Source organism: Ekhidna sp. ABH4_415 (assembly GCF_056161305.1).
Window position 1 is genome coordinate 601,377 of record NZ_JBSWYW010000001.1, and the last position, 23,582, is coordinate 624,958.

General features: G+C 41.2%; 37 protein-coding genes. All 37 read left to right on the top strand.

Going from position 1 to position 23,582, the window contains the following annotated elements:
• Positions 1–2: 2 nt before the first annotated feature.
• On the top strand, positions 3–341 hold the full coding sequence (locus ACXAH9_RS02690) for a DUF3467 domain-containing protein (RefSeq protein ID WP_349564698.1): 339 nt from the start codon (positions 3–5) through the stop codon (positions 339–341).
• A 130-nt stretch (positions 342–471) separates the two neighbouring features.
• Positions 472–846, top strand: a complete 375-nt coding sequence (rpsL, locus tag ACXAH9_RS02695; RefSeq protein ID WP_089356794.1) for a 30S ribosomal protein S12 — start codon at positions 472–474, stop codon at positions 844–846.
• A gap of 11 nt (positions 847–857) precedes the next feature.
• Positions 858–1,325 (top strand): 30S ribosomal protein S7, encoded by a 468-nt coding sequence (gene rpsG, locus ACXAH9_RS02700; protein WP_474893338.1) that lies wholly within the window; start codon positions 858–860, stop codon positions 1,323–1,325.
• An 8-nt stretch (positions 1,326–1,333) separates the two neighbouring features.
• On the top strand, positions 1,334–3,442 hold the full coding sequence (gene fusA, locus ACXAH9_RS02705) for an elongation factor G (RefSeq protein WP_474893339.1): 2,109 nt from the start codon (positions 1,334–1,336) through the stop codon (positions 3,440–3,442).
• A 10-nt stretch (positions 3,443–3,452) separates the two neighbouring features.
• Positions 3,453–3,758: a 30S ribosomal protein S10 gene (rpsJ, locus tag ACXAH9_RS02710; protein WP_349564692.1), complete on the top strand. Its 306-nt coding sequence runs from the start codon at positions 3,453–3,455 to the stop codon at positions 3,756–3,758.
• A gap of 172 nt (positions 3,759–3,930) precedes the next feature.
• Positions 3,931–4,563, top strand: coding sequence for a 50S ribosomal protein L3 (rplC, locus tag ACXAH9_RS02715; protein WP_349564690.1), 633 nt, complete (start codon positions 3,931–3,933; stop codon positions 4,561–4,563).
• Between the two features lie 2 nt (positions 4,564–4,565).
• Entirely contained in the window at positions 4,566–5,192 is a 627-nt protein-coding gene (rplD, locus tag ACXAH9_RS02720; protein WP_349564688.1) for a 50S ribosomal protein L4, read from the top strand.
• 1 nt (position 5,193) lies between these two features.
• Positions 5,194–5,481: a 50S ribosomal protein L23 gene (gene rplW, locus ACXAH9_RS02725; protein WP_349564686.1), complete on the top strand. Its 288-nt coding sequence runs from the start codon at positions 5,194–5,196 to the stop codon at positions 5,479–5,481.
• Between the two features lie 9 nt (positions 5,482–5,490).
• The gene (rplB, locus tag ACXAH9_RS02730; protein ID WP_474893340.1) at positions 5,491–6,312 is read left to right on the top strand and encodes a 50S ribosomal protein L2; all 822 of its coding nucleotides are present in this window, start codon (positions 5,491–5,493) and stop codon (positions 6,310–6,312) included.
• Positions 6,312–6,590, top strand: a complete 279-nt coding sequence (gene rpsS / locus ACXAH9_RS02735; protein WP_349564682.1) for a 30S ribosomal protein S19 — start codon at positions 6,312–6,314, stop codon at positions 6,588–6,590. Before rplB ends, rpsS begins: the two co-directional genes overlap by 1 nt.
• An 8-nt stretch (positions 6,591–6,598) precedes the next feature.
• The gene (rplV, locus tag ACXAH9_RS02740) at positions 6,599–7,069 is read left to right on the top strand and encodes a 50S ribosomal protein L22 (protein WP_474893341.1); all 471 of its coding nucleotides are present in this window, start codon (positions 6,599–6,601) and stop codon (positions 7,067–7,069) included.
• On the top strand, positions 7,069–7,794 hold the full coding sequence (rpsC, locus tag ACXAH9_RS02745) for a 30S ribosomal protein S3 (RefSeq protein ID WP_474893342.1): 726 nt from the start codon (positions 7,069–7,071) through the stop codon (positions 7,792–7,794). The genes rplV and rpsC overlap by 1 nt, the downstream gene beginning before the upstream one ends.
• A 13-nt stretch (positions 7,795–7,807) precedes the next feature.
• Complete coding sequence (gene rplP / locus ACXAH9_RS02750) at positions 7,808–8,230, top strand: 50S ribosomal protein L16 (protein ID WP_349564676.1); 423 nt, start codon at positions 7,808–7,810, stop codon at positions 8,228–8,230.
• The gene (gene rpmC, locus ACXAH9_RS02755; protein ID WP_349564674.1) at positions 8,230–8,442 is read left to right on the top strand and encodes a 50S ribosomal protein L29; all 213 of its coding nucleotides are present in this window, start codon (positions 8,230–8,232) and stop codon (positions 8,440–8,442) included. The genes rplP and rpmC overlap by 1 nt, the downstream gene beginning before the upstream one ends.
• Positions 8,443–8,451: 9 nt before the next feature.
• The gene (gene rpsQ / locus ACXAH9_RS02760) at positions 8,452–8,706 is read left to right on the top strand and encodes a 30S ribosomal protein S17 (protein ID WP_089356807.1); all 255 of its coding nucleotides are present in this window, start codon (positions 8,452–8,454) and stop codon (positions 8,704–8,706) included.
• Positions 8,706–9,074 carry a 50S ribosomal protein L14 gene (gene rplN, locus ACXAH9_RS02765; RefSeq protein ID WP_349564672.1) on the top strand — a complete coding sequence of 123 codons (369 nt, stop codon included), beginning with the start codon at positions 8,706–8,708 and terminating at the stop codon, positions 9,072–9,074. Before rpsQ ends, rplN begins: the two co-directional genes overlap by 1 nt.
• A gap of 2 nt (positions 9,075–9,076) precedes the next feature.
• Positions 9,077–9,409, top strand: coding sequence for a 50S ribosomal protein L24 (rplX, locus tag ACXAH9_RS02770; RefSeq protein WP_474893343.1), 333 nt, complete (start codon positions 9,077–9,079; stop codon positions 9,407–9,409).
• Positions 9,402–9,956 carry a 50S ribosomal protein L5 gene (gene rplE, locus ACXAH9_RS02775; protein WP_349564668.1) on the top strand — a complete coding sequence of 185 codons (555 nt, stop codon included), beginning with the start codon at positions 9,402–9,404 and terminating at the stop codon, positions 9,954–9,956. Before rplX ends, rplE begins: the two co-directional genes overlap by 8 nt.
• Before the next feature lie 6 nt (positions 9,957–9,962).
• Positions 9,963–10,232: a 30S ribosomal protein S14 gene (gene rpsN, locus ACXAH9_RS02780; RefSeq protein WP_474893344.1), complete on the top strand. Its 270-nt coding sequence runs from the start codon at positions 9,963–9,965 to the stop codon at positions 10,230–10,232.
• A gap of 82 nt (positions 10,233–10,314) precedes the next feature.
• Complete coding sequence (gene rpsH / locus ACXAH9_RS02785) at positions 10,315–10,713, top strand: 30S ribosomal protein S8 (RefSeq protein ID WP_474893345.1); 399 nt, start codon at positions 10,315–10,317, stop codon at positions 10,711–10,713.
• 10 nt (positions 10,714–10,723) lie between these two features.
• A complete protein-coding gene (gene rplF / locus ACXAH9_RS02790; RefSeq protein WP_474893346.1) occupies positions 10,724–11,275 on the top strand; it encodes a 50S ribosomal protein L6 in 552 nt (183 codons plus the stop codon).
• 6 nt (positions 11,276–11,281) lie between these two features.
• Positions 11,282–11,629 carry a 50S ribosomal protein L18 gene (rplR, locus tag ACXAH9_RS02795; RefSeq protein ID WP_474893347.1) on the top strand — a complete coding sequence of 116 codons (348 nt, stop codon included), beginning with the start codon at positions 11,282–11,284 and terminating at the stop codon, positions 11,627–11,629.
• A 10-nt stretch (positions 11,630–11,639) separates the two neighbouring features.
• Positions 11,640–12,158 carry a 30S ribosomal protein S5 gene (rpsE, locus tag ACXAH9_RS02800; RefSeq protein WP_349564658.1) on the top strand — a complete coding sequence of 173 codons (519 nt, stop codon included), beginning with the start codon at positions 11,640–11,642 and terminating at the stop codon, positions 12,156–12,158.
• 4 nt (positions 12,159–12,162) lie between these two features.
• Positions 12,163–12,342, top strand: a complete 180-nt coding sequence (rpmD, locus tag ACXAH9_RS02805) for a 50S ribosomal protein L30 (RefSeq protein ID WP_349564656.1) — start codon at positions 12,163–12,165, stop codon at positions 12,340–12,342.
• Between the two features lie 2 nt (positions 12,343–12,344).
• Positions 12,345–12,794, top strand: a complete 450-nt coding sequence (gene rplO, locus ACXAH9_RS02810) for a 50S ribosomal protein L15 (protein WP_474893348.1) — start codon at positions 12,345–12,347, stop codon at positions 12,792–12,794.
• Positions 12,794–14,101 (top strand): preprotein translocase subunit SecY, encoded by a 1,308-nt coding sequence (secY, locus tag ACXAH9_RS02815; protein ID WP_424963390.1) that lies wholly within the window; start codon positions 12,794–12,796, stop codon positions 14,099–14,101. The genes rplO and secY overlap by 1 nt, the downstream gene beginning before the upstream one ends.
• On the top strand, positions 14,101–14,319 hold the full coding sequence (infA, locus tag ACXAH9_RS02820) for a translation initiation factor IF-1 (RefSeq protein ID WP_089356818.1): 219 nt from the start codon (positions 14,101–14,103) through the stop codon (positions 14,317–14,319). The genes secY and infA overlap by 1 nt, the downstream gene beginning before the upstream one ends.
• Positions 14,320–14,346: 27 nt before the next feature.
• Positions 14,347–14,463 (top strand): 50S ribosomal protein L36, encoded by a 117-nt coding sequence (gene rpmJ, locus ACXAH9_RS02825; protein ID WP_089356819.1) that lies wholly within the window; start codon positions 14,347–14,349, stop codon positions 14,461–14,463.
• 2 nt (positions 14,464–14,465) lie between these two features.
• The gene (gene rpsM, locus ACXAH9_RS02830; protein WP_349564649.1) at positions 14,466–14,843 is read left to right on the top strand and encodes a 30S ribosomal protein S13; all 378 of its coding nucleotides are present in this window, start codon (positions 14,466–14,468) and stop codon (positions 14,841–14,843) included.
• Between the two features lie 7 nt (positions 14,844–14,850).
• The gene (gene rpsK / locus ACXAH9_RS02835; RefSeq protein ID WP_474893349.1) at positions 14,851–15,243 is read left to right on the top strand and encodes a 30S ribosomal protein S11; all 393 of its coding nucleotides are present in this window, start codon (positions 14,851–14,853) and stop codon (positions 15,241–15,243) included.
• A 22-nt stretch (positions 15,244–15,265) separates the two neighbouring features.
• A complete protein-coding gene (rpsD, locus tag ACXAH9_RS02840) occupies positions 15,266–15,868 on the top strand; it encodes a 30S ribosomal protein S4 (protein ID WP_349564645.1) in 603 nt (200 codons plus the stop codon).
• 20 nt (positions 15,869–15,888) lie between these two features.
• The gene (locus tag ACXAH9_RS02845; protein WP_474893350.1) at positions 15,889–16,878 is read left to right on the top strand and encodes a DNA-directed RNA polymerase subunit alpha; all 990 of its coding nucleotides are present in this window, start codon (positions 15,889–15,891) and stop codon (positions 16,876–16,878) included.
• Positions 16,878–17,492 (top strand): 50S ribosomal protein L17, encoded by a 615-nt coding sequence (gene rplQ / locus ACXAH9_RS02850; RefSeq protein WP_474893351.1) that lies wholly within the window; start codon positions 16,878–16,880, stop codon positions 17,490–17,492. Before ACXAH9_RS02845 ends, rplQ begins: the two co-directional genes overlap by 1 nt.
• A gap of 75 nt (positions 17,493–17,567) precedes the next feature.
• Positions 17,568–17,921, top strand: a complete 354-nt coding sequence (locus ACXAH9_RS02855) for a hypothetical protein (RefSeq protein WP_474893352.1) — start codon at positions 17,568–17,570, stop codon at positions 17,919–17,921.
• Between the two features lie 5 nt (positions 17,922–17,926).
• Positions 17,927–21,160, top strand: coding sequence for a T9SS type A sorting domain-containing protein (locus tag ACXAH9_RS02860; RefSeq protein ID WP_474893353.1), 3,234 nt, complete (start codon positions 17,927–17,929; stop codon positions 21,158–21,160).
• An 86-nt stretch (positions 21,161–21,246) separates the two neighbouring features.
• The gene (carA, locus tag ACXAH9_RS02865) at positions 21,247–22,350 is read left to right on the top strand and encodes a glutamine-hydrolyzing carbamoyl-phosphate synthase small subunit (protein WP_474893354.1); all 1,104 of its coding nucleotides are present in this window, start codon (positions 21,247–21,249) and stop codon (positions 22,348–22,350) included.
• Positions 22,350–23,582, top strand: a 1,233-nt coding sequence (gene eno, locus ACXAH9_RS02870) for a phosphopyruvate hydratase (RefSeq protein WP_474893355.1), incomplete at its 3' end; no start/stop codon positions are given. The genes carA and eno, both read left to right, overlap by 1 nt.

Sequence of the window (23,582 nt, forward strand, 5' to 3'; positions counted from 1 at the left end):
TTATGAGCGACGATCAGAAAAAGAAAGACGATAAAAATCCAAACAATAATCAGATTAACATAGAGCTCTCGGAAGAAATTGCCGAGGGCGTCTATGCAAATCTGGCAATGATCGCACATTCCAGTAGCGAATTTGTCATCGACTTCATTCGACTGATGCCTGGTGTTCCAAAAGCCAAAGTAAAGTCACGTATTGTGGTCACTCCAGAGCACGCAAAACGTTTGCTTAATGCCCTGCAGGACAATATTCAAAAGTATGAGGCAACTTTTGGTGAAGTAAAACAGAGTGAAGAAACACCAAAATTTCCGATGAATTTTGGAGGAACAATGGGTGAAGCATAAGATGCTTCCAGTATTACGAATAAATATTTCCGGAATATTCCAGTTAATTAATGTTTTAACTTTTTGATATAATCTCAATATATCTATCTTTGCGTTCCCAAAATTTTGGGACGATTAGAAATTATAGCGTATGCCAACTATACAACAATTAGTAAGGAAGGGTAGAAAAAAGCTGACTTCAAAGTCTAAATCCCCAGCATTGGACTCTTGTCCACAGAGAAGAGGAGTATGTACTCGTGTGTACACCACTACTCCCAAGAAACCAAACTCAGCAATGAGAAAAGTAGCAAGGGTAAGGCTTACCAATGGAAAAGAAGTAAATGCTTACATCCCGGGAGAAGGACACAATCTTCAGGAACACTCAATCGTGTTGATTAGAGGAGGAAGAGTAAAAGACCTTCCAGGTGTAAGGTATCACATCATTAGAGGTGCGTTGGATACTGCTGGTGTAAACGGACGTCTACAAAGAAGATCTAAATACGGCGCGAAGCGACCTAAAAAATAATTTCAGGAGAAATGAGAAAAGCAAAACCAAAAAAGAGATACATCCTTCCTGATCCTATTTATCAGGACACACTTGTAACCAAGTTTGTGAACAACCTTATGTTGGATGGTAAGAAAAGTATCTCTTACAATATCTTCTACAATGCAATCAATCAAGTAGAAGAAAAAACAGGTGAAAACGGTCTTGAAACTTGGAAAACGGCACTTAGTAATATTATGCCGTCTGTTGAAGTAAAAGCCAGAAGAGTAGGTGGTGCCAACTTTCAGGTACCAATCGAAGTTCGTCCTGACAGAAAAATCGCTCTTGGTATCAAATGGATGATCAAATACGCTAGACTAAGAGGCGAAAAAACAATGCAAGACAGACTTGCAAATGAAATTATTGCCGCATCAAAAGGTGAAGGAGCCGCTGTGAAGAAAAAAGACGAAATGCACAGAATGGCTGAAGCTAATAAAGCATTCTCACACTTCAGATTCTAAGAACTAAAATGGCTAGAGACTTAAGACTTACAAGAAATATCGGTATCGCAGCACACATTGATGCCGGAAAAACCACCACTACCGAGCGTATTCTTTATTACGCGGGTGTAAAACACAAAATTGGTGAAGTACACGATGGTGGTGCTGAGATGGACTGGATGGAGCAGGAGCAGGAAAGAGGAATTACCATTACATCAGCTGCAACTACCGTATTCTGGAAATACAAAGGAGACGATTACCACATCAACATTATTGATACGCCGGGACACGTTGACTTTACTGTAGAGGTAAACAGATCACTTCGTGTATTAGATGGTCTTGTGTTCCTTTTCAGTGCAGTAGACGGTGTTGAGCCTCAGTCTGAAACAAACTGGAGACTTGCTGACAACTATAAAGTAGCTCGAATCGGATTCGTGAATAAAATGGATCGTGCTGGTGCAGACTTCCTAAAAGTTTGTAAGCAAGTAAAAGAAATGCTGGGTACAAAAGCAGTACCACTTCAGTTGCCAATCGGTGCAGAAGAGAATTTTAAAGGTGTAGTAGACCTTGTAGAGAATAAAGCATATATCTGGAATGAGGAAGATATGGGAATGACCTTCGAAGAGGTAGAAATTCCAGCAGAAATGCAAGCAGATGTTGACGAATATCGTGAGCATTTGGTAGAGTCAGTTGCTGAATACGATGAGGCACTGATGGAAAAATATTTTGAAGATCCAGAAAGCATCACAAGAGATGAGATTGTAGCTGCACTTCGAGCTGCTACTATTGACTTAGCTTTTGTTCCAATGTTGTGTGGATCTGCCTTTAAAAACAAAGGTGTACAGACACTATTGAACTATGTGATGGAATTACTTCCATCTCCTCTAGATAGAGATAGCATTACAGGAACAAATCCTGATACGGAAGAAAAAACTTCCAGAAAGCCTTCACCTGAAGATCCGTTTGCAGCATTAGCATTTAAAATTGCAACTGACCCATTCGTTGGTCGACTGTGCTTTGTGCGTTCTTATTCTGGAACATTGGATTCAGGTTCTTATGTATTCAATACACGAACGAATAAGAAGGAACGAATTTCACGTATCTTCCAAATGCATGCCAACAAGCAGAATCAAATTGATCAACTGCATTGTGGAGATATCGGAGCAGTAGTAGGATTTAAAGATATAAAAACAGGTGACACGCTTTGTAACGAAAAAGCGAAGATTGTATTAGAATCTATGGTCTTCCCTGATCCGGTAATCGGTTATGCTATTGAGCCGAAAGCTCAGGCAGATGTTGATAAATTGGGAGTAGCTATCGGTAAGTTAGTTGAGGAAGATCCAACACTACAGGTAGAGACTAACCACGAAACAGGTCAGACCATCCTTAAAGGTATGGGTGAGCTTCACTTGGATATCATCATCGATCGATTGAAGAGAGAATTTAAAGTAGAGATTAACCAGGGAGCTCCTCAGGTGGCTTATAAAGAAGCTATCACATCTTCTGTTGAGCATAAAGAAGTTTATAAGAAACAGTCTGGTGGACGAGGTAAGTTTGCTGATATAGTATTCGAGATCGGACCAAAAGATGAAGATTACGAACAAGGTGGACTACAGTTTGTGAATGAAATTGTTGGTGGTGTAATTCCGAAAGAATTTATCCCAGCTATCCAGAAAGGGTTTGAGCAAGCCATGGTAAATGGTCCTCTTGCAGGATATCCTATCGATAATATGAAAGTGAGATTGTATCACGGATCATTCCACGATGTGGATTCAGATTCACTATCATTCGAACTTGCCGCTCGAGCTGGATTTAAATCTGCTGCTCAGAAATGTAATCCGGTAATTCTGGAGCCTATTATGGCAGTTGAAGTTGTTACTCCGGATGAATATACGGGTACAATTACTGGTGACTTGAATAAGCGAAGAGGAATGATGAAAGGAATGGATACGAGAGGGACCTCTACAGTTGTGAAAGCAGATGTGCCATTATCCGAACTATTTGGATATGTGACCGACCTGAGAACAAACTCTTCAGGTAGAGCTACTGCTTCATTGACATTCTCGCACTACGATCAAGTGCCTAAAAATATCGCAGAAGGAGTTATTGCGGAAGTAAAAGGCACAGCCAACGTTTAAAGATTAGATCATGAATCAAAAAATTAGAATAAAACTTAAGTCTTACGACCACAACTTGGTTGACAAGTCTTCTGAGAAAATTGTTCGAGCGGTGAAGACCACAGGAGCCGTTGTTAGTGGGCCGATTCCACTTCCAACAGTTAAGGAAAAATTCACTGTCCTTAAGTCACCTCACGTGAACAAAAAGGCTAGAGATCAATTTCAGCTTTGCACATACAAAAGACTGGTAGATATCTACAGCAACAGTGCGAAGACGGTTGACGCACTTATGAAGCTTGAGCTTCCGAGTGGAGTAGACGTTGAGATTAAAGTATAACTCGGTTTTAAGCCGGAAAAGAGAACCAATTGGTCTTTATCGATTGGTTCTTTTTTTGTCTAAAAAATAACCGAGCAAAGTTTTTGTTCGGCATATGGATTTGCTATCTTTGCAGTCCTTTTCACGAAAAGTTTGCCTGAGAGGGTAATTAAAAGATATAAACGAGTAGAAAATGCCTGGTTTAATAGGAAGGAAAGTAGGAATGACAAGTGTCTTCGACGAGAACGGTAAAAGCATCGCTTGTACCCTTGTTGAAGCTGGTCCTTGCGTCGTGACTCAAGTTAAGAACGAAGAGACCGACGGTTACAAAGCTGTGCAGTTGGCTTATGGGGAGCGGAAAGAAAAAAACACACCTAAAGCACTTCAGGGACATTTTGCTAAGGCAAAGACTACTCCGAAAGTGAAGGTGGTAGAATTCAGAGATTTCAGAGAAGAGTTTGAGGATAAGGTGAAGCTTGGAAATGAAATCAAAATAGAAGATGTATTCAATGAGCAGGACTTTGTTGATGCGATTGGTACATCGAAAGGAAAAGGTTTCCAGGGAGTTGTAAAAAGACACGGTTTTGGTGGTGTTGGACAAGCAACTCACGGTCAGCATAATAGAATGAGAGCGCCAGGTTCAATTGGTGCAGCTTCATTCCCATCAAGAGTTTTCAAAGGCCTTAGAATGGCTGGGAGAACTGGTGGAGATCGTGTGAAGGTATTGAACCTTCGAATCATGAAGGTATATCCTGAAAAGAACTTAGTGCTTGTATCAGGAGCAATTCCAGGAGCTAAAAATTCATTCGTAATACTTGAGAAGTAATCATGAAGGTAGCTGTATTAAATATTAAAGGAGAGGAAACAGGTAGAGAGATCAGCCTGGACAAAAGCATATTTGGCATTGAGCCGAATGAGCATGCTGTCTACCTTGATGTAAAGAACTATCTGGCAAATCAAAGGCATGGTAATGCCAAGACGAAAGAGCGAGGAGAGATCGTTGGATCTACCAGAAAGATTAAGAAGCAAAAGGGAACAGGTACTGCAAGAGCAGGTAGCATCAAGTCTCCTATCTTCAGAGGTGGAGGAACCATCTTTGGGCCAAAACAAAGAGATTATGGCTTTAAGCTGAATAAGAAAGTAAGAAAACTTGCTCGCAAGTCAGTACTTTCTTCAAGAGCAAAAGAGAAAGCCATTCAGATTTTAGAAGACTTCACTTTCGAAGCGCCTAAAACAAAAGAATTCATCAGCCTTCTTAACAGCCTTTCGGTTTCAGACAAGAAGTCATTGTTGCTAGTAAGCGACAAAAACAAGAACATCTTCTTGTCTTCCCGAAATCTTAAGAAAGCACATGTTTCAACTGTTGATGAAGTGAATACCTATGATTTGATCAATGCAGAGCGTTTGATCCTGTGTGAAGGTACACTTGAGCAACTAAAAGAAAGATTTAACTAAGATGGGAGTTTTAATTAAACCATTAGTTACTGAGAAAGTATCCGCGCTAAACGAGCACGGGCAATACGGATTCGTAGTTGCCAAGGATGCGAATAAGGTTCAGATTAAGACTGAAGTTGAAAAAACTTACGGTGTTACTGTTGAATCTGTAAATACAATGATCCAGCCTGGTAAATCGAAAAGAAGATATACCAAATCGAGGATCATTGAAGGACGAACTCCAGCTTACAAGAAGGCTATAGTGCAGGTGGCTGAGGGTGATATAATCGATTTTTATAGCGGAATATAATAGACAGAAATGGCTGTAAAAAAACTTAAACCGACTACCCCAGGACAGAGATACCGAATGGCTCCTGTCTTTGATGATGTAACCAAGTCCACTCCAGAGCGATCTTTGGTGGCCACATCAAAAAGAAACGGTGGTAGAAACAATCAGGGTAGAATGACCGTGCGAAACGTAGGCGGTGGTCACAAGCGAAAGCTTCGTATCATCGACTTCAAAAGAGATAAGCACGGAATCCCTGCAACAGTGAAGGCAATTGAGTACGATCCAAACAGATCTGCAAGAATCGCATTGCTTTACTATGCTGACGGTGAAAAAAGATATATGCTGGCTCCAGCAGGATTAGAAGTTGGAACAGTAGTAAACTCTGGTAAGGGAGTAGCTCCGGAAGTAGGGAATGCATTGTTCCTTTCTGACATTCCTCTTGGTACAATTATCCACAACGTGGAGTTGAAGCCAGGTAAGGGCGGAGTAATGGCAAGAAGTGCCGGAACCTACGTACAGTTGGTAGCTAGAGAAGGAAAATACGCTACAGTAAAGCTTCCTTCTGGTGAAATGAGATTGGTATTGAATACCTGTCTAGCCACAGTAGGAGTTGTTTCTAACTCTGACCATATGTCTGTAAGACTTGGTAAGGCCGGTAGAAACAGATGGTTAGGTAAGCGTCCTAGAGTAAGAGGTGTAGCGATGAACCCAGTGGATCACCCAATGGGAGGTGGTGAAGGAAGAGCTTCAGGGGGTCACCCAAGATCTAGAAACGGTCTGTACTCGAAAGGTATGAAGACCCGAAGACCAAATAAATATTCTGATAAGCAGATAGTTAAACGAAGGAAATAATGTCAAGATCATTAAAGAAAGGGCCTTATATAGACTTTCGTCTTGAGAAGAAAGTTGACGCGATGAACGAATCAGGTAAGAAGTCTGTGATCAAAACCTGGTCAAGACGCTCTATGATATCTCCGGATTTTGTAGGTCATACTTTCGCCGTGCACAATGGAAATAAATTCATTCCTGTTTTCGTAACTGAAAACATGGTAGGACATAAACTTGGTGAATTCGCTCCGACGAGAAACTTCAGAGGACACATTGCCAAGAAGGATAAAGGTAAAAGATAAGAGCACCAATGGAAGCTGAAAAGAAACTAAAGAAATCAGTACGAATCAGACTTCAGAAAGAAGCTGAGAAAAAATTCCGTGAGGAGAACAAAGGAAAACTAGGTGCAGTGAAATCTTCACTTAGAAATGTTCCAACCTCTCCACGAAAAATGAGGCTCGTTGCTGACATGATTCGAGGTGAGCGTGCAAACATTGCTCTTAACATCCTTCGTTTTGATTCGCACCAGGCTTCACTAACACTGGAGAAGCTTCTTTTGACTGCAATTGCAGACTGGCAGATGCAGAATGAAGACATCAGCATCGAAGAAGCTGACCTTTATGTGAAAGAAATCTATGTGGATAGTGCTCGAATGCTGAAAAGACTGAGACCTGCTCCACAAGGAAGAGCTCACAGAATCAGAAAAAGATCAAATCATGTGAGTATCGTAATCGATAATCACAATCAGGATACTAACGAAACTAAAGAAAGCAACAAGTAATGGGACAAAAAGTAAACCCAGTTGGATTTAGATTAGGAGTTATCAAAGGGTGGGATTCTGCCTGGTTTGATAGTAAGTCCTATGCTGACAAAATTGTTGAAGACAACAAAATTCGTAAATACATCGCTGCACGTATGCCTAAAGGTGGCATCTCTAAAGTGGTGATCGAACGAACACTAAAAAGAATTACCCTTACTGTTCATACGGCTCGTCCGGGGGTTGTGATCGGTAAAGGGGGATCTGAAGTAGATAAGATCAAGGAAGAGTTGAAAAACCTAACCGGAAAAGATCTTCAGATCAACATTTTCGAAATAAAGAGACCTGAACTAGATGCTAAACTGGTAGGTGAGTCTATCGCGCAGCAGCTTCAGGCCAGAATCTCTTTCCGAAGAGCGATGAAGCAGGCAATTGCTTCTTCTATGAGAGTAGGTGCTCAAGGAATTAAAATCAAATGCTCAGGAAGATTAGGTGGTGCTGAAATGGCGCGAAGTGAGCAGTATAAAGAAGGAAGAATTCCACTTCACACGTTGAGAGCGGATATCGATTATGCGATTACTGAAGCTCACACCATCTACGGAAAGATTGGTATCAAGGTGTGGATATTTAAAGGAGAGGTTTTCGGTAAAAGAGACCTTTCACCTAACGTAGGACAAGGTCAGACAGGAGGAAATGCTCCAAGTGGCGGTCCTAACAGAAGGAGAAGAGATAATAGAAGAAGAAAGTAAAGTTTTGTAGAGCATGTTACAGCCAAAACGAACGAAATTTAGAAAAATGCAAAAAGGCCGAGTGAAGGGTCTTGCTCAACGTGGGCACAGACTGGCATTCGGAACTTTTGGAATCAAGGCGATGGAGCCGGGATGGATCACTAGCCGTCAGATTGAGGCAGCAAGGATTGCCATGACCAGAGCGATGAAAAGGGAAGGTCAGGTATGGATCCGAATCTTTCCGGACAAGCCTGTGACCAAGAAGCCTGCTGAAGTACGGATGGGTAAGGGTAAAGGAGCTCCTGAATATTGGGTGGCAACTGTCAAGCCTGGAACCATCTTGTTCGAAGCTGCAGGTGTAGATATCGAGTTGGCTAGAGAAGCTTTACGATTGGCGGAACAAAAACTGCCGATCTCGACAAAATTTACAATTGCAAGAGATTATAAGCCAGAGTAATGAAAAATTCTGAACTAAGAGGATTGAGCCTGGACGAGCTGAAAAACAAGCTTGCAGTAGAGAAGGAGAACTATGCCAAACTAAAGTTTGCTCATAGTATTACTCCAATCGAAAATCCAATGAAAATTCGAGAGAATAGAAAATTGGTGGCAAGAATAAAAACAGAAATCAGAGCCAAAGAATTAAATCAAGTTGCTGAAGCAAGCAAATAATTTTCAGTGATGGAAAGAAATCTAAGAAAAGAAAGAATCGGACAAGTGGTGAGCAATAAAATGCAGAAAAGCATCACTGTGGCAGTAGAACGAAAAGTTAAGCACCCGATCTACGGAAAATTTGTGAGAAAAACCACTAAGCTCACAGCTCATGACGAGAAGAACGATTGCAATATCGGTGATACGGTAAAGGTGATGGAAACTCGTCCAATGAGCAAAAGCAAAAGATGGAGGTTAGTAGAAATTATTGAAAGAGCAAAATAATGGTACAGCAGGAGTCAAGATTATCGGTTGCGGACAACAGCGGCGCTAAAGAAGTGCTTGTGATCCGTGTGCTTGGTGGCACCAAGAAGCGATATGCTTCTGTTGGTGACAAAGTGATTGTGACTGTTAAGCATGCACTTTCATCAAGTAGTTTAAAAAAAGGAACTGTATCCAGAGCGGTCGTTGTAAGAACGAAGAAGGAAGTACGAAGAAAAGATGGCACATATATCCGATTTGAAGATAATGCTGCTGTACTTCTTACTGCCAATGATGAGCCGAGAGGTACAAGGATCTTTGGCCCTGTGGCAAGAGAGCTTAGAGAAAAGCAGTTCATGAAAATTGTATCATTAGCACCAGAAGTACTTTAACGATGAGCAAAGCAAAATTTCACGTAAGAAAAGGCGACACTGTCAAGATCATTGCCGGTAACGATAAAGGAAAAACCGGTAAAGTACTTGAAGTGAATCGAACTAAGTACCGAGCAGTGGTTGAAGGTGCTAACATGGTTACAAAACATGTAAAGCCATCCGCTACGAATCCGGAAGGTGGCATTCAGGAAACTGAAGCTGCAATTCACCTTAGCAACCTAATGGTAGTAGATCCATCATCCGGAGATGCAACCAGAATCGGAAGAAAGAAAAATGCAGACGGTAAGCTGCAGAGATATTCAAAAAAATCAGGAGAATTTATCACAAATGGCTAGTCCTAGATTAAAAGAAAAATACAGCAAGGAGATTATTCCACATCTGAAAGATAAGTTTCAGTACAGCTCTGTTATGCAGGTACCGAAGCTTACTAAGATTGCCATCAATAAAGGTATTGGTGCTGCTGTATCTGATAAGAAGATGGTAGATGTAGGTGTTGAAGAACTTACAATGATTACCGGACAAAAAGCGGTTCCTACCATTGCTAAGAAGTCAGTTTCCAACTTTAAGTTGAGAGAAGGAATGCCTATCGGTGCGAAAGTGACACTTCGTGGTGATAAAATGTATGAATTCCTTGACCGATTGGTGACTGTGGCTCTACCACGAGTAAGAGACTTCAAAGGAATTAGAGAAAAAGGATTTGACGGAAGAGGAAATTATACACTGGGTATCCAGGAGCAAATCATCTTCCCTGAAATCAGTATCGATAAAGTAAACAAAATCACAGGTATGGACATCACGTTTGTGACAACAGCACAAACTGATGAAGAGAGTCTTGAATTATTAAGATCTCTAGGAATGCCGTTTACTTCAAAGAAGAACTAAGATATTATGGCTAGAGAAGCAGTAAAAGCGAGAGAAAGAAAAAGAGAAAAGCTTGTAGCAAGATATGCTGAGAAGAGGAAAGCTTTGAAAGAAGCTGGAGACTATCAGGGCTTAGACAAGCTTCCAAGAAACTCTTCAAAAGTAAGATTACACAATAGATGTAAGCTTACAGGTAGACCTAAGGGGTACATGAGGAGATTTGGAATCTCTAGGGTGACATTCAGAGAAATGGCATCCGAAGGAAAAATACCAGGAGTAACAAAAGCTAGCTGGTAGTTTTCAAACTTCCTTTCGTTTCAAAATATAAATTATTATTTTTGCACCCCCTTTTTCAGAGGGGGATAAGTGTGTTTAAGAAATGGTAACAGACCCGATAGCAGATTATTTAACCAGAGTTCGCAATGCAATTGCAGCGAACCACCGTGTAGTAGAGGTGCCTGCTTCTAATTTAAAGAAGGAGATCACTAAGGTATTGCACAGCAAGGGCTTCATCCGAAACTATAAGTTTGAGGAAGATGGCAAGCAAGGGATCATTAAAATCGCCTTGAAGTACAATCCTCAGACAAAGCAGTCGGCAATCACAAGCCTGGAGCGTGTAAGTACGCCAGGGCTTAGAAAGTATGCTGCGGCGGATACCCTACCAAGAGTATTGAATGGTCTTGGTATCGCAATTTTATCTACATCTAAGGGCGTAATTTCTGACAAGGAAGCACGCAGAGAGAATGTAGGTGGAGAAGTTTTATGTTACGTGTATTAATAGAATTGAGATGTCTAGGATAGGAAAAGCACCAATTAATTTGCCCGAAGGAGTTTCAATCACTATAGATAAAAATGTAGTGAATGTGAAAGGTCCTAAAGGTGAGCTGACTCAGGAGATTGATCCGGATATCACCTGTAAGGTGGAAGACGGAGTAGTGACGCTTGAGCGTCCAACTGAGCAGAAAAGACACAAGTCGTTGCACGGCCTTTACCGTTCATTAGTGAGCAACATGGTAGAAGGGGTGAACAACGGATACAAGAAGGAGATGGAGCTTGTTGGGGTAGGTTATAAAGCAGCCGTACAAAACAATGTATTGGAGCTTAACCTGGGATATTCTCACAGTATATATTTCGCTGTTCCGGAAGAAATTAAAGTTTCGGCTGAAACAGAGAAAGGTAAAAATCCTAAAGTGATCGTTGAAGGAATCGACAAACAATTAGTAGGTCAGATTTCTGCAAAGATCAAGTCACTTAGAAAAGTGGAACCATACAAAGGAAAAGGTATTCGCTTTATTGGTGAGCAAATTAGAAGAAAAGCTGGTAAAACTGCTGCTAAATAATAAGACATGGCAATTACTAAAACAGCAAGAAGAAAAAGACTTAGACTGGGTATCAGAAAGAAGATTTCTGGCACTGCTGAGAGACCTAGAGTTTCTATTTTCAAAAGCAATAAAGGCATTTACGCTCAGTTGATTGATGATGTGAATGGTAAGACGCTAGCATCTGCATCTACAAAGGAAATTGGCAAGCCAAATCTTAACGTAGAAGTAGCGAAGGAAGTGGGTAAGAAACTGGCTGAAAATGCTAAAAGCGCAGGTATTGAAACAGTCGTTTTTGATAGAGGCGGATACCCTTACCATGGAAGAGTAAAATCTTTGGCAGAAGGTGCTCGTGAAGGAGGTTTAAAATTCTAAGAAAGAAATTATGTCACAAAGCAATATAAGATCTATAAAAGCAAGTGAAATCGACCTTCAGGAGCGAGTAGTTGCCATCAAAAGAGTAGCGAAAGTAGTGAAAGGTGGTCGTCGATTCAGCTTCTCTGCTATTGTTGTAGTAGGAGATGGAAATGGTGTAGTAGGATACGGACTTGGTAAGGCCAACGAGGTAACTGATGCTATCACTAAAGGAATTGACGATGCGAAGAAGAATTTGGTTCGAGTTCCTGTTTTCAAAGGGACTGTTCCTCACGACGCGATTGGAAAATTTGGTGGTGGACACGTGCTTTTGAAGCCAGCTGCAGCTGGTACTGGAGTAATCGCCGGTGGTGCAATGCGTGCAGTGTTGGAGAGTGCTGGGGTACATGATGTACTTGCAAAATCAAAAGGATCTTCTAACCCTCACAACGTGGTTAAAGCAACTTTTGATGCTTTGAATAAAATGAGAGATCCTTTCGCTGTTGCGCAGCAAAGAGGAGTGTCTTTAGATAAAGTTTTCAATGGCTAAGACAATGGGAAAAGTATTAATCACACAGAAGAGAAGTACGATCAAGCGTCCAAAGAATCAGCAAAAAACAATTGTTGCTCTGGGTCTTGGTAAAATCAATAGGTCCGTTGAAAAAGAATTGACTCCTTCCATTGAGGGGATGATCAAAACGGTGAATCACTTAGTAGAAGTTAAAGAGCTGTAAACATGAGACTTGAATCATTAAAGCCTGCAGAAGGCTCAACAAAAAACAGAAAGCGAGTAGGTAGAGGACAAGGCTCTGGCAGAGGTGGTACATCTACGCGAGGACACAAAGGAGCTCAGTCTAGATCTGGATACTCTAGAAAGACTGGTTTCGAAGGAGGTCAGATGCCACTTCAAAGAAGGGTTCCAAAATTTGGATTCAAAAACAATAATAAAGTTGTTTCTAAGCCAATCAACCTGGATGACCTTCAGAAGCTAAGTGAAACAAAGAAATTGAAAGAAGTGACGCTTCAGGTTCTAATTGACAATGGCCTTGCTCAAAAGAATGATATCGTTAAGGTATTGGGTAGAGGCGAATTGAAAACAGGACTAAAAGTTACAGCACATAAATTCTCAAAAACAGCTCAGGAAGCTATTGAGAAAGCTGGTGGATCAATTACAGTAGCTGAATAATGAAGAAATTCATAGATACCATACGAAACATTTTTTCCATTGAGGAACTAAGAACCAGAATCCTAAATACGATAGGATTCTTGGTAATTTTTAGAATTGGTTCTTTCGTGGTATTACCTGGAGTAGATCCATCAAAACTTACCGGACAGGCGTCAGGTATTTTTGGATTGTTGGATACATTCCTTGGTGGGGCGTTTAGTAATGCCTCAGTGTTCGCACTTGGTATCATGCCTTATATCTCGGCTTCCATCGTGTTGCAGCTGATGACAGTGGCAGTTCCTTACTTCCAGAAGCTCCAAAAAGAAGGAGATAGTGGAAGAAAGAAAATTAATCAACTAACAAGAGTATTAACGATTGCTATATGTATGGCTCAGGGTTTCAGCTACGTTTCAGCTGCTATCGAGCCGACAGCAATACTTAATAATACATTCTTTTTCAAATTCACATCGGTAATCATCCTTACTTCAGGAACGATCTTCTGTATGTGGCTTGGAGAGAAAATTACTGATAAGGGTATTGGCAATGGTATTTCCATGCTAATTATGATCGGTATCATTTCAAGGTTCCCTGGAAGCATTGCTGCTGAGGCAATCACCAGGGGAATGAGTGAGATGTTATTGTTCATCCTTGAGTTGGTTGCACTTTTCTTTGTAGTGTTGGTAACAGTGGCCTTAGTACAAGCAGTTCGAAGAGTACCTGTTCAATACGCCAAGCAAGTGGTAGGCAATAAGGTATACGGAGGTCAGCGACAGTACATTCCTTTAAAAGTGAATGCCTCTGGAGTAATGCCTATCATCTTTGCTCAATCCATCATGTTCTTGCCGGCTATGCTTGCTGGACTATGGAGAGAAGAAAGTGATTTTGCTAACTACATTGGAACTACGTTCTCTGATTTTACTTCGTGGCAGTACAATCTGACGTTCGCGATTATGATTATCGTATTTACGTTCTTCTACACTGCTATTACGATCAATCCTAACCAGATTGCAGACGACATGAAACGAAATGGCGGTTTTGTTCCTGGTGTGAAACCAGGTAAGCAAACAGCTGATTTCCTTGACAATATTCTTTCAAGAATCACTTTACCGGGAGCGATTTTCCTTGCGATTATCGCGATCCTGCCTGCTTTCGCAATGATTGCAGGTGTGAATCAGGGATTTGCTCAGTTTTACGGAGGAACGTCCCTTTTGATTATGGTTGGTGTAATTCTTGATACCCTTCAGCAGATTGAGAGCTACCTGCTCATGAGGCACTATGAAGGTATGATGAAATCAGGTAGAGTAAAAGGAAGAACTCAAGCAGCATAATGGCAAAACAAGCATCCATAGAGCAAGACGGAACGATCGTGGAAGCATTGTCAAACGCAATGTTTAGAGTAGAACTTGAAAACGGTCATGAGGTGATTGCGCATATCTCAGGAAAGATGAGAATGCACTACATCAAAATCTTACCTGGTGATAAGGTAAAGTTGGAGATGTCACCGTATGATCTGACGAAAGGAAGAATTGTTTATAGATATAAATAACAGTCGAAGACTGAAAAGAATAAAGAAATGAAAGTAAGAGCATCCGTAAAAAAACGAAGCGTTGATTGCAAGGTCATCAGACGAAAAGGGAAGCTTTATGTGATCAATAAAAAGAATCCAAAGTTTAAACAAAGACAAGGATAATTATGGCAAGAGTTGCAGGAGTAGATATTCCCGATAATAAGCGAGGCGAGATTGCCTTGACGTACATCTTTGGTATCGGCAAAGCATCAGCACAGAAAATTTTATCTGAGGCTGGCGTTGACGCTAACAAGAAAGTTCAGGATTGGACTGACGAGGAAGGCGGCAAAGTTCGAACCGTAATCCGTGAGAATTACAAAGTAGAGGGTGTTCTCAAAGGCGAAGTTCAGATGAGCATTAAGCGACTTCTGGATATTGGTTGCTACAGAGGCCTTCGTCACAGAAAAGGCCTTCCTGTAAGAGGGCAGCACACCAAGAACAACGCTAGAACTCGAAAAGGTAAGAGAAAGACGGTTGCTAATAAGAAGAAAGCTGTTAAGTAATAGATAGATGGCACAAAAGAGAAAAGATAAAGCGAAAAAGAGAGTTGTTGCCGTTGATGCAATGGGTCAAGCCCATATCAAAGCATCTTTCAACAACATAATTATTTCCATGACCAACGGAACCGGTCAGGTTATCAGCTGGGCATCAGCAGGTAAAATGGGATTCCGTGGATCTAAGAAAAATACTCCTTATGCTGCTCAGGTAGCAGCACAGGAATGTGCACAGAAAGCGTATGACTTGGGACTTAGAAAAGTAGAAGTTTACGTAAAAGGTCCTGGGTCAGGAAGAGAGTCTGCCATCAGAACCATCCAAAATACTGGTATAGAAGTAACAATGATCAAAGACGTTACTCCACTACCGCATAACGGATGTAGACCCCCTAAAAGAAGAAGAGTTTAAGATTTTTAAATTGTTATAGATAATGGCAAGATATACTGGGCCTAAAACTAAAATTTCAAGACGATTCGGAGAGCCAATCTTCGGGGCTAGCAAAGCGCTGCAGAAGAAAGCTTATCCTCCTGGTCAGCATGGCCGAGGAAGAAGAAAAAAGCAGTCTGAATACGCGATCCAGCTGGCTGAGAAGCAAAAAGCAAAATACACTTACGGTGTACTTGAGCGTCAATTCTCCAATGCTTTTGAAAAGGCTTCAAGAAAAAGTGGAATTACAGGTGAAATCCTTCTTCAGTTATTGGAGGCAAGATTGGACAATACTGTTTTCCGTTTAGGTATTGCGCCTACAAGAAGAGCAGCGAGACAACTTGTTTCTCACAAACACATCACTGTGAATGGAGAAATCGTTAACGTGCCTTCTTACACATTAAAAGGTAATGACATCATTGGTGTAAGAGAGAAATCAAAATCTCTTGAAGCCATTACTGATAGCCTTGCATCTAATGCAAGAAGCTACTCTTGGTTGGAGTGGGATTCTGCCAGCATGACTGGTAAGTTTCTAAATGCTCCCAGCAGGGAAGAAATTCCCGAGAACATCAAGGAACAGTTGATCGTCGAATTGTACTCTAAGTAAACACTCAAAAAATAAGATATATGTCTATCCTAGCATTTCAAATGCCGGAAAAAGTGGTAATGGAAAAAGCAGATGATTTCCATGGCCTCTTTACTTTCAAACCACTGGAAAAAGGATACGGTGTTACAATAGGTAATGCGTTGAGAAGAATTCTACTTTCTTCTTTAGAGGGTTATGCAATCACCGGCGTGAAAATCCCTGGTGTTCTGCATGAGTTCTCTACTATCGAAGGAGTTGTAGAAGATGTGAGTGAAATGATTTTGAACCTTAAAATGGTTCGATTCAAAAAGATCGAGGAAGTTGCTGATGGATCTATCACTGTAAATGTTTCTGGAATGAAGAAGCTTACTGCTGGAGATTTGGCTAAAGCAACTACTTCTTTCGAGATCCTTAATCCTGATCATGTGATTTGTCACTTGGACGAATCGGCTAAGTTCGAAATGGAACTTACAGTTCAGAAAGGACGAGGATATGTTGGGGCCGATGAAAATAAGCCTGCTGAGCAAAATTTTGGATTTATCGCTATAGATTCAATCTATACGCCGATCAAGAATGTGAAGTACAGTGTTGAAAATACCAGGGTAGAACAAAAGACTGACTATGAGCAGTTGACATTGGATATTGAAACTGATGGCTCCATTCACCCGGAAAATGCTCTTAAAGGTGCTGCAAACATTTTGATCCAGCACTTCATGTTGTTCTCAGATCAAAACATGATTCTGGAGACTCAAGAAGCTGGAGAGCCAGAGCAAGTAGATGAAGAGCTTCTGCACATGAGAAAGATGCTTAAGACTAATCTTAACGATCTTGATCTTTCAGTGAGAGCTTACAACTGCTTGAAAGCAGCTGATGTTAGAACTTTAGGTGATCTCGTATCACTTGAAATTTCTGACATGATGAAGTTTAGAAATTTCGGTAAGAAGTCACTTGCTGAATTGGAGCAATTGGTTTCTGATAAAGGTCTTACTTTCGGTATGGATCTTAGCAAATACAAATTGGAGGAAGAATAATGAGACACGGAAAGAAATTTAATCACCTGGGAAGAAAGACCGCACACAGAAGTGCGATGCTTTCCAATATGGCTTCTTCTCTTATCATGCATAAGAGAATCAATACAACTGTCGCTAAGGCGAAAGCACTTAGAAAGTATATAGAGCCTATTCTAACCAAGTCTAAAACAGATGATACAAACTCTCGAAGAGTTGTATTCTCTTACCTTCAGGATAAAGAGTCTGTGTCTGAGCTTTTCAATAATGTAGCTGAAAAGATCGCCAACAGACCTGGTGGATATACTAGAATCATCAAGACTGGTGCAAGACTAGGCGATAATGCAGAAATGTGCATGATGGAGCTTGTGGATTTCAACGAGCTACTATTGAGCGAAGCAGATGCCGGAAAAGCTAAGACCAGAAGATCTCGTAGAGGGGGGAAAGCGAAAGCAAAGAAAGAAGAGGCACCTAAAGCTGAAGCCGCAGAAGTAAAAGAGGAAGTAGCGGAAACTAAAGCGGAAGAAAAAGCTGAGGAAGCTAAGGAGGAGAAAGCAGAAGCGAAGGAAGAGAAGAAAGAAGAAGCTCCTAAAGCTGAGAAGAAGGAGAAGAAAGAAGATAAGAAAAAAGAAGATTAAGTAAACTTAATCGTCGAAAATATAAAGGGATTGAGCCACAGCTCAATCCCTTTTTTTATTTTACAGAAAAAAATAATGCGAATACTTATTTTGTGTCTTTTCGCCCTTGCTACTATTAAGTGTACCTCCAACAAGCAAGCTACTTCTCAATCTAACGATATAAATGCTAATCCAACCGAAAAAGAGTTTAAACCAAACCCTGATGAAGTAATCATTAGTGCAAAGCTAGTGACTTATGAATCTGGGATAGCCAGAGTCGAAGTAGTAGAGCAACTTGCAGCAGGATTTGGTGCAAAAATGGTATTAACTCCTGGTGAGATCATTGACATTCAAACCAATAAGCAACCTCAGGAAAAATTCATTTGTGCTTTTGAGGTTTCTGATAGAATGGGTGGAAAGAAGTTTAGACTAACCCGAATTTTAAAATAACGCCGATGAGAAGATTACTAACTACTACTACCTTCCTGATTTTGAGCCTATGTGTGTCCGCACAAATACAGAATCAAAAAGATGACCCACAAGCTCGTGTAGAGTTTGAATTTATGCGGACGAAGAATCCTGTTACCAACCAGATACCAGCAGGTATTAGGCTAAAGGAAAGGGCTTTGATGGATCAACGTCAGCTAGACCTTAAATCCCGCATTAATCCTCTGGCACTAGCCCCACCAGCAACAGCATGGGAAAATAGAGGACCATATAATGTTGGAGGTCGAACAAGAGCTCTCGCTATTGATGTAACGGATCCAACAGAAAATACGATTTTGGCCGGTGGCGTTTCAGGGGGATTGTGGAGAACCACTAACGGAGGTACAAATTGGTCTAAAATGACTACACCTACAGACTTACAAAGTATTACTTGTATAGCTCAAGATACTACAGGTGGTGAAACACAGGTGTGGTATTATGGTACCGGAGAGTGGAGTGGAAATTCGGCCGGTAGTTCAGGGGCTCCATATCGTGGTGATGGTATTTTTAAGTCCACAGATGGAGGAGATAGCTGGTTACTTTTACCAGCCACGAGCCTTGAAACACCTGAGTCATTTGATCAAGGTTTTGACTATAATCATGAAATCGTCATTAACCCTACGAATGGAGATGTTCTCGTAGCTAATTCCTTTGGGATTTTTAGATCTCAAGACGGAGGTAATTCGTTCACTAAAATATTAGCGAGTTTTGACTTTGAAGACGGTGGTGATGTTGGGTGGTCTGAAGTTGCAGTTACGTCCAGTGGAGTTCTATATGCAATTAAAAATCATTTAGTTGCAGGAATTTTTCAGTCTGTGGATGGGGGAGACAACTGGACAGATATCACGGACGTTAACCATTCGTTTGCGGCCGGTGAGCGTAAGGAGATAGCAATTGCTCCATCTAATGAAGATGTCATATATGTTTTGGGTGAGGATGCCACAGAGGCGAGCGGACATTCATTGTGGAAGTTTGATGATGCAACAGATACATGGACCGATCTGTCAGCAAATATCCCCCAATTAGGGGGGTTGACTGGTGACTTTGATTCACAAGGAGGGTACGACTTACTCATAAAAGTGAAAAATGATGATCCAAATTTTGTAATCATAGGTGGGACTAATCTTTTTGCTTCCTCTGACGGTTTTTCTACTTCAACCAATACCACCTGGATTGGGGGATATACTTCCGATAATGATTCCTATGCACTATATCCTAATCACCATCCTGATCAACATTCATTCATATTTCTTGATGGAGTTCGAGCCTATTCTGGCAATGATGGAGGCGTTCAATTAACTAATGATATAACTGCATCCACAGTCTCATGGACCCCATTAAACAATGGGTACCTGACTGCTCAGATTTACGCGGTTTCAGCCGGACCTGAAGACCAACTTTTAATTGGATTGCAGGATAACGGTACCTGGTTTGCAAGTAATTTGACTGCTTCAACAGATAATTGGACAGATCCCTTTGGTGGAGACGGGGCATATAGTTCAATAAGTGAGGATGGGACTCATCGTTATGTATCATCACAGAATGCGAATATTTACCGCTTGGATTATTCGGATGCGAATGATGTAACTTATGATGGATTTGACTTTATGACACCTTCGTCATATACCTCATCTTTATTTATCACTCCTTTTTATCTGGATAGAAACGATGATGATGTGTTTTATCTTGGGGGGGATTTTGATTTATGGGTTAATACACAAGCCAGCACTGGAAATGAAAACACGGGATGGAAGTCAATAGCACTTACGGGAGCTACTGGAGTAGTTAGTGAAATAGGTGTAGGGAGCAATCAAGTAGTTTATGCGGGGACTTCATCAGGAAATGTTTTTAAAGTAACAAATGCCAGTGAGTCTAGTCCGACAGTGGAGGATGTAACCGGGTCTAATTTTCCAGGAGGTTATATCTCTGGAGTCAGCGTTAATCCGGTAAATAATGACCGTGTTTTGGTTACCTTTTCAAATTACGAAATACCAAGTGTGTTTTATACGAATGATGGAGGTATTACCTGGACGGATGTTAGTGGAAATCTTGAAGAGAATATCGATGGTTCCGGAAGTGGTCCATCAGTGAGAGTAGGAAGAATTCATGGCAATGATTTCAAGTTTTTTGTCGGAACCAGCACTGGGTTGTATTCAACTGATTTGCTTGACGGAACAAATACTCAGTGGATCAGGGAAGGTGAAAATGATATTGGGGCGACAGTCGTTGAGCATATGATAACAAGATTGGACGGTCTGGTAGTAGCAGCGACTCACGGAAATGGGGTTTACTCTGCTACAGTTTCTTTCTTCGATACGGATTTAATGGCAAAAAGTATAGATGGAATTGAAGATGGAGTGTTTTCTGAGACAGAAACAGAGATAATAGCTACTGTTCAGAATCTGGGCAACCTATCAATAAATAACTATGATATTCTGCTTTATGTAAATAATGAGTTGGTTGTATCAGATAATGTGACTCAAGTAATAGATAACCTAGGGTCTTACCAGCATACATTTACCACCACCTATGATTTCACCACTGTTGGAGCATATGAAATAAGGGTAGAAGTTTCAGTTCCAGGAGATGAGGATACAAGTAACAACGAGGTTTCGCTTGAGGTGGTGAGCCTTGCAGTTCCTTCAAATATAACCCTATCAAATAGTACAATCGCAGAGGAAGATCCAAGCGGCACAGTGATAGGCACGTTGGAAGCAGTGGATGAGGATGATGATACGCATACATTCACATTGGTAACCGGAGAAGGGTCTGATGACAATGGAGATTTTGTGATTTCGGGAACTGAGCTGCAATCCGGTGCAGTATTCGATTTTGAAACGAAAGCTGTTTACACCATTCGCATACAAACCGAAGACGATGATGGAAATAGCTTTGCTAAATCATTTGAAATCAATATATCAGACGTTACTGCCGTTGCGGAATGGGAAGAAGCCGGAGTTGTCGTTTACCCAAACCCAAGTAAAGGCCGAGTCTCGATAGAAATGATTAATGACTATATAGGTGATGTATCTGTGGAGATTCTAAGCTTGGATGGGAAGATGATACTCAAGCAAAACTCATACCCCAAGTTATCAAAGAGCACACGCTCATTGCTAGACATATCTAATCTAGACCCAGGTACTTATTTTGTGAAGTTTAATTTCGGTGGAAAAGAGATCACTTCTCGTCTCATCAAAGAATAAAATTTTAAAACCAAACAATAGAAAGCCATCTGAGTTTTTAGATGGCTTTTTTATTGCCCAATCCATAACTATTTTTGCTCCCCAGTATGAAATACCCTACCCGAAAGAAAGCCACACTTTTACTTGAAGATGGCACGACATTTACTGGATATTCTATTGGAAAACAAGGTACTTCCGGTGGAGAAATCTGCTTTAACACCGGAATGACCGGATACCAGGAGATTTATACCGATCCGTCCTATTATGGTCAAATCATTGTAAATACCACCTCACACATAGGAAACTATGGAGCGATTGATTCAGAGGTGGAGAGCGATACTCCTACCATTAAAGGGTTAGTAGTAAATGACTTTTCCCATATCTACAGTAGAACCAAGGCAACCGAAAGCCTTCAGGAATTCCTTGAGAGAAACAATACGGTTGGTATTGCTGGTGTAGATACCCGCAAGATTGTCCGCCACATTCGTACCAAAGGTGCAATGAATGCTATAATTTCTTCAGAACTGGAAGGAGATGCACTGCAGACTGAACTGGATAAGATTCCTAGCATGGAAGCGCTTGAGCTTTCCACTCAGGTTACAACAAAAGAACCATATGAGCTTGGTGAGGATAATGATGGGTTTAAGGTAGCAGTACTGGATCTTGGGATAAAGAAATCTATTCTTAGAAATCTAGTGAACAGAAATTGTCATTGCAAAGTATTTCCCGCAAAAACCACTTTTGCAGAGATGGAAAAATGGGGGCCTGACGGATATTTTATTTCCAATGGACCCGGTGACCCTGCTGTGATGGATTATGCTACTAATACCGCAAAAGAAATATTGGAAGCCAACAAACCCGTTTTCGGTATTTGCATGGGAAGTCAGATTCTCGCACTGGCCGTAGGTATCCCTACCTATAAAATGCACCACGGACATAGAGGATTGAATCACCCCGTGAAGAACTTAAACACCGGATTAAGTGAAGTTACTTCGCAAAATCATGGATTTGCTGTGGAGATGGAAGCATTGAAAAATTCCAAAGTAGCCGAATTAACCCATATCGATTTGAATCATGATACGGTTGAGGGACTCAGGTTGAAAGATAAGCCGGCATTCGCTGTGCAATATCACCCGGAATCCTCGCCAGGCCCCAACGATTCTACCTATCTATTCGACGATTTTATCCAACTAATAAAAGACAATAAGTAATGAGCGTTATCGAAAGTGTATTTGCCCGTCAGATTATGGACTCCCGAGGTAACCCTACTGTAGAAGTAGAGGTGATTACAGAAGATGGCTACATTGGAAGAGCCGCAGTTCCTTCAGGGGCTTCTACCGGAGAGCATGAAGCCGTAGAACTCAGAGATGGTGACAAGTCTCGCTACATGGGCAAGGGTGTTCAAAAAGCAGTTGATAACGTGAATGATATCATTGCCCCTGAAATTGAGGGATTACTGGTTGTTGAGCAAGCTTACATCGATCAGGTCATGATTGATTTAGACGGTACGCCGAACAAGTCAAAACTGGGTGCAAATGCCATCTTAGGAGTATCATTAGCTGTTGCCCATGCCGGTGCAGATGCATGCCAGTTGCCGCTCTACAGATATATCGGTGGAGCCAATGCAAAGACACTTCCGGTACCAATGATGAATATTATCAATGGCGGATCTCACTCAGATGCTCCAATAGCATTTCAGGAATTCATGATCCGTCCTGTGGGAGCTCCTACGTTCACAGAAGCGCTTCGAATGGGTGGTGAAATATTTCACAACCTGAAAGCAATCATCCACGACAAAGGATTGAGTACAGCAGTAGGTGATGAAGGTGGCTTTGCACCAAACTTTGAGGGAGGTACTGAAGAAGCCTTGGAAAGTGTATTGGCCGCTATCGAAAAGGCCGGATATAAGCCCGGTTCAGACGTCACTATCGCATTGGATTGTGCATCATCAGAGTTTTTCGAAAATGGAGTATACGATTACAGCAAATTCGAAGGACCTAATGGTGCAAAGCGATCAAGTGCTGAACAAGCAGAGTACCTGGCTGAATTGGTGAGTAAATACCCAATTGACAGCATTGAAGACGGCTGTGATGAAAACGACTGGGATGGATGGAAAATGGTAACGGAGAAGATCGGGGATAAATGCCAGCTGGTAGGAGATGATCTATTGGTAACTAATGTGAAGTTTCTGGAGAAAGCAATCAATGAAAAGGCTGCTAACTCTATTTTGATTAAAGTGAATCAGATTGGGACACTTACTGAAACTCTGGATGCGATCGAAATGGCTCACAAAGCAGGATGGACGGCAGTCGTATCTCATAGGTCTGGTGAGACTGAGGATGCTACCATTGCAGATATTGCTGTTGCAACCAACAGTGGTCAGATTAAGACAGGATCAATGAGTCGATCAGACAGGATGGCGAAATACAACCAGCTCCTTCGT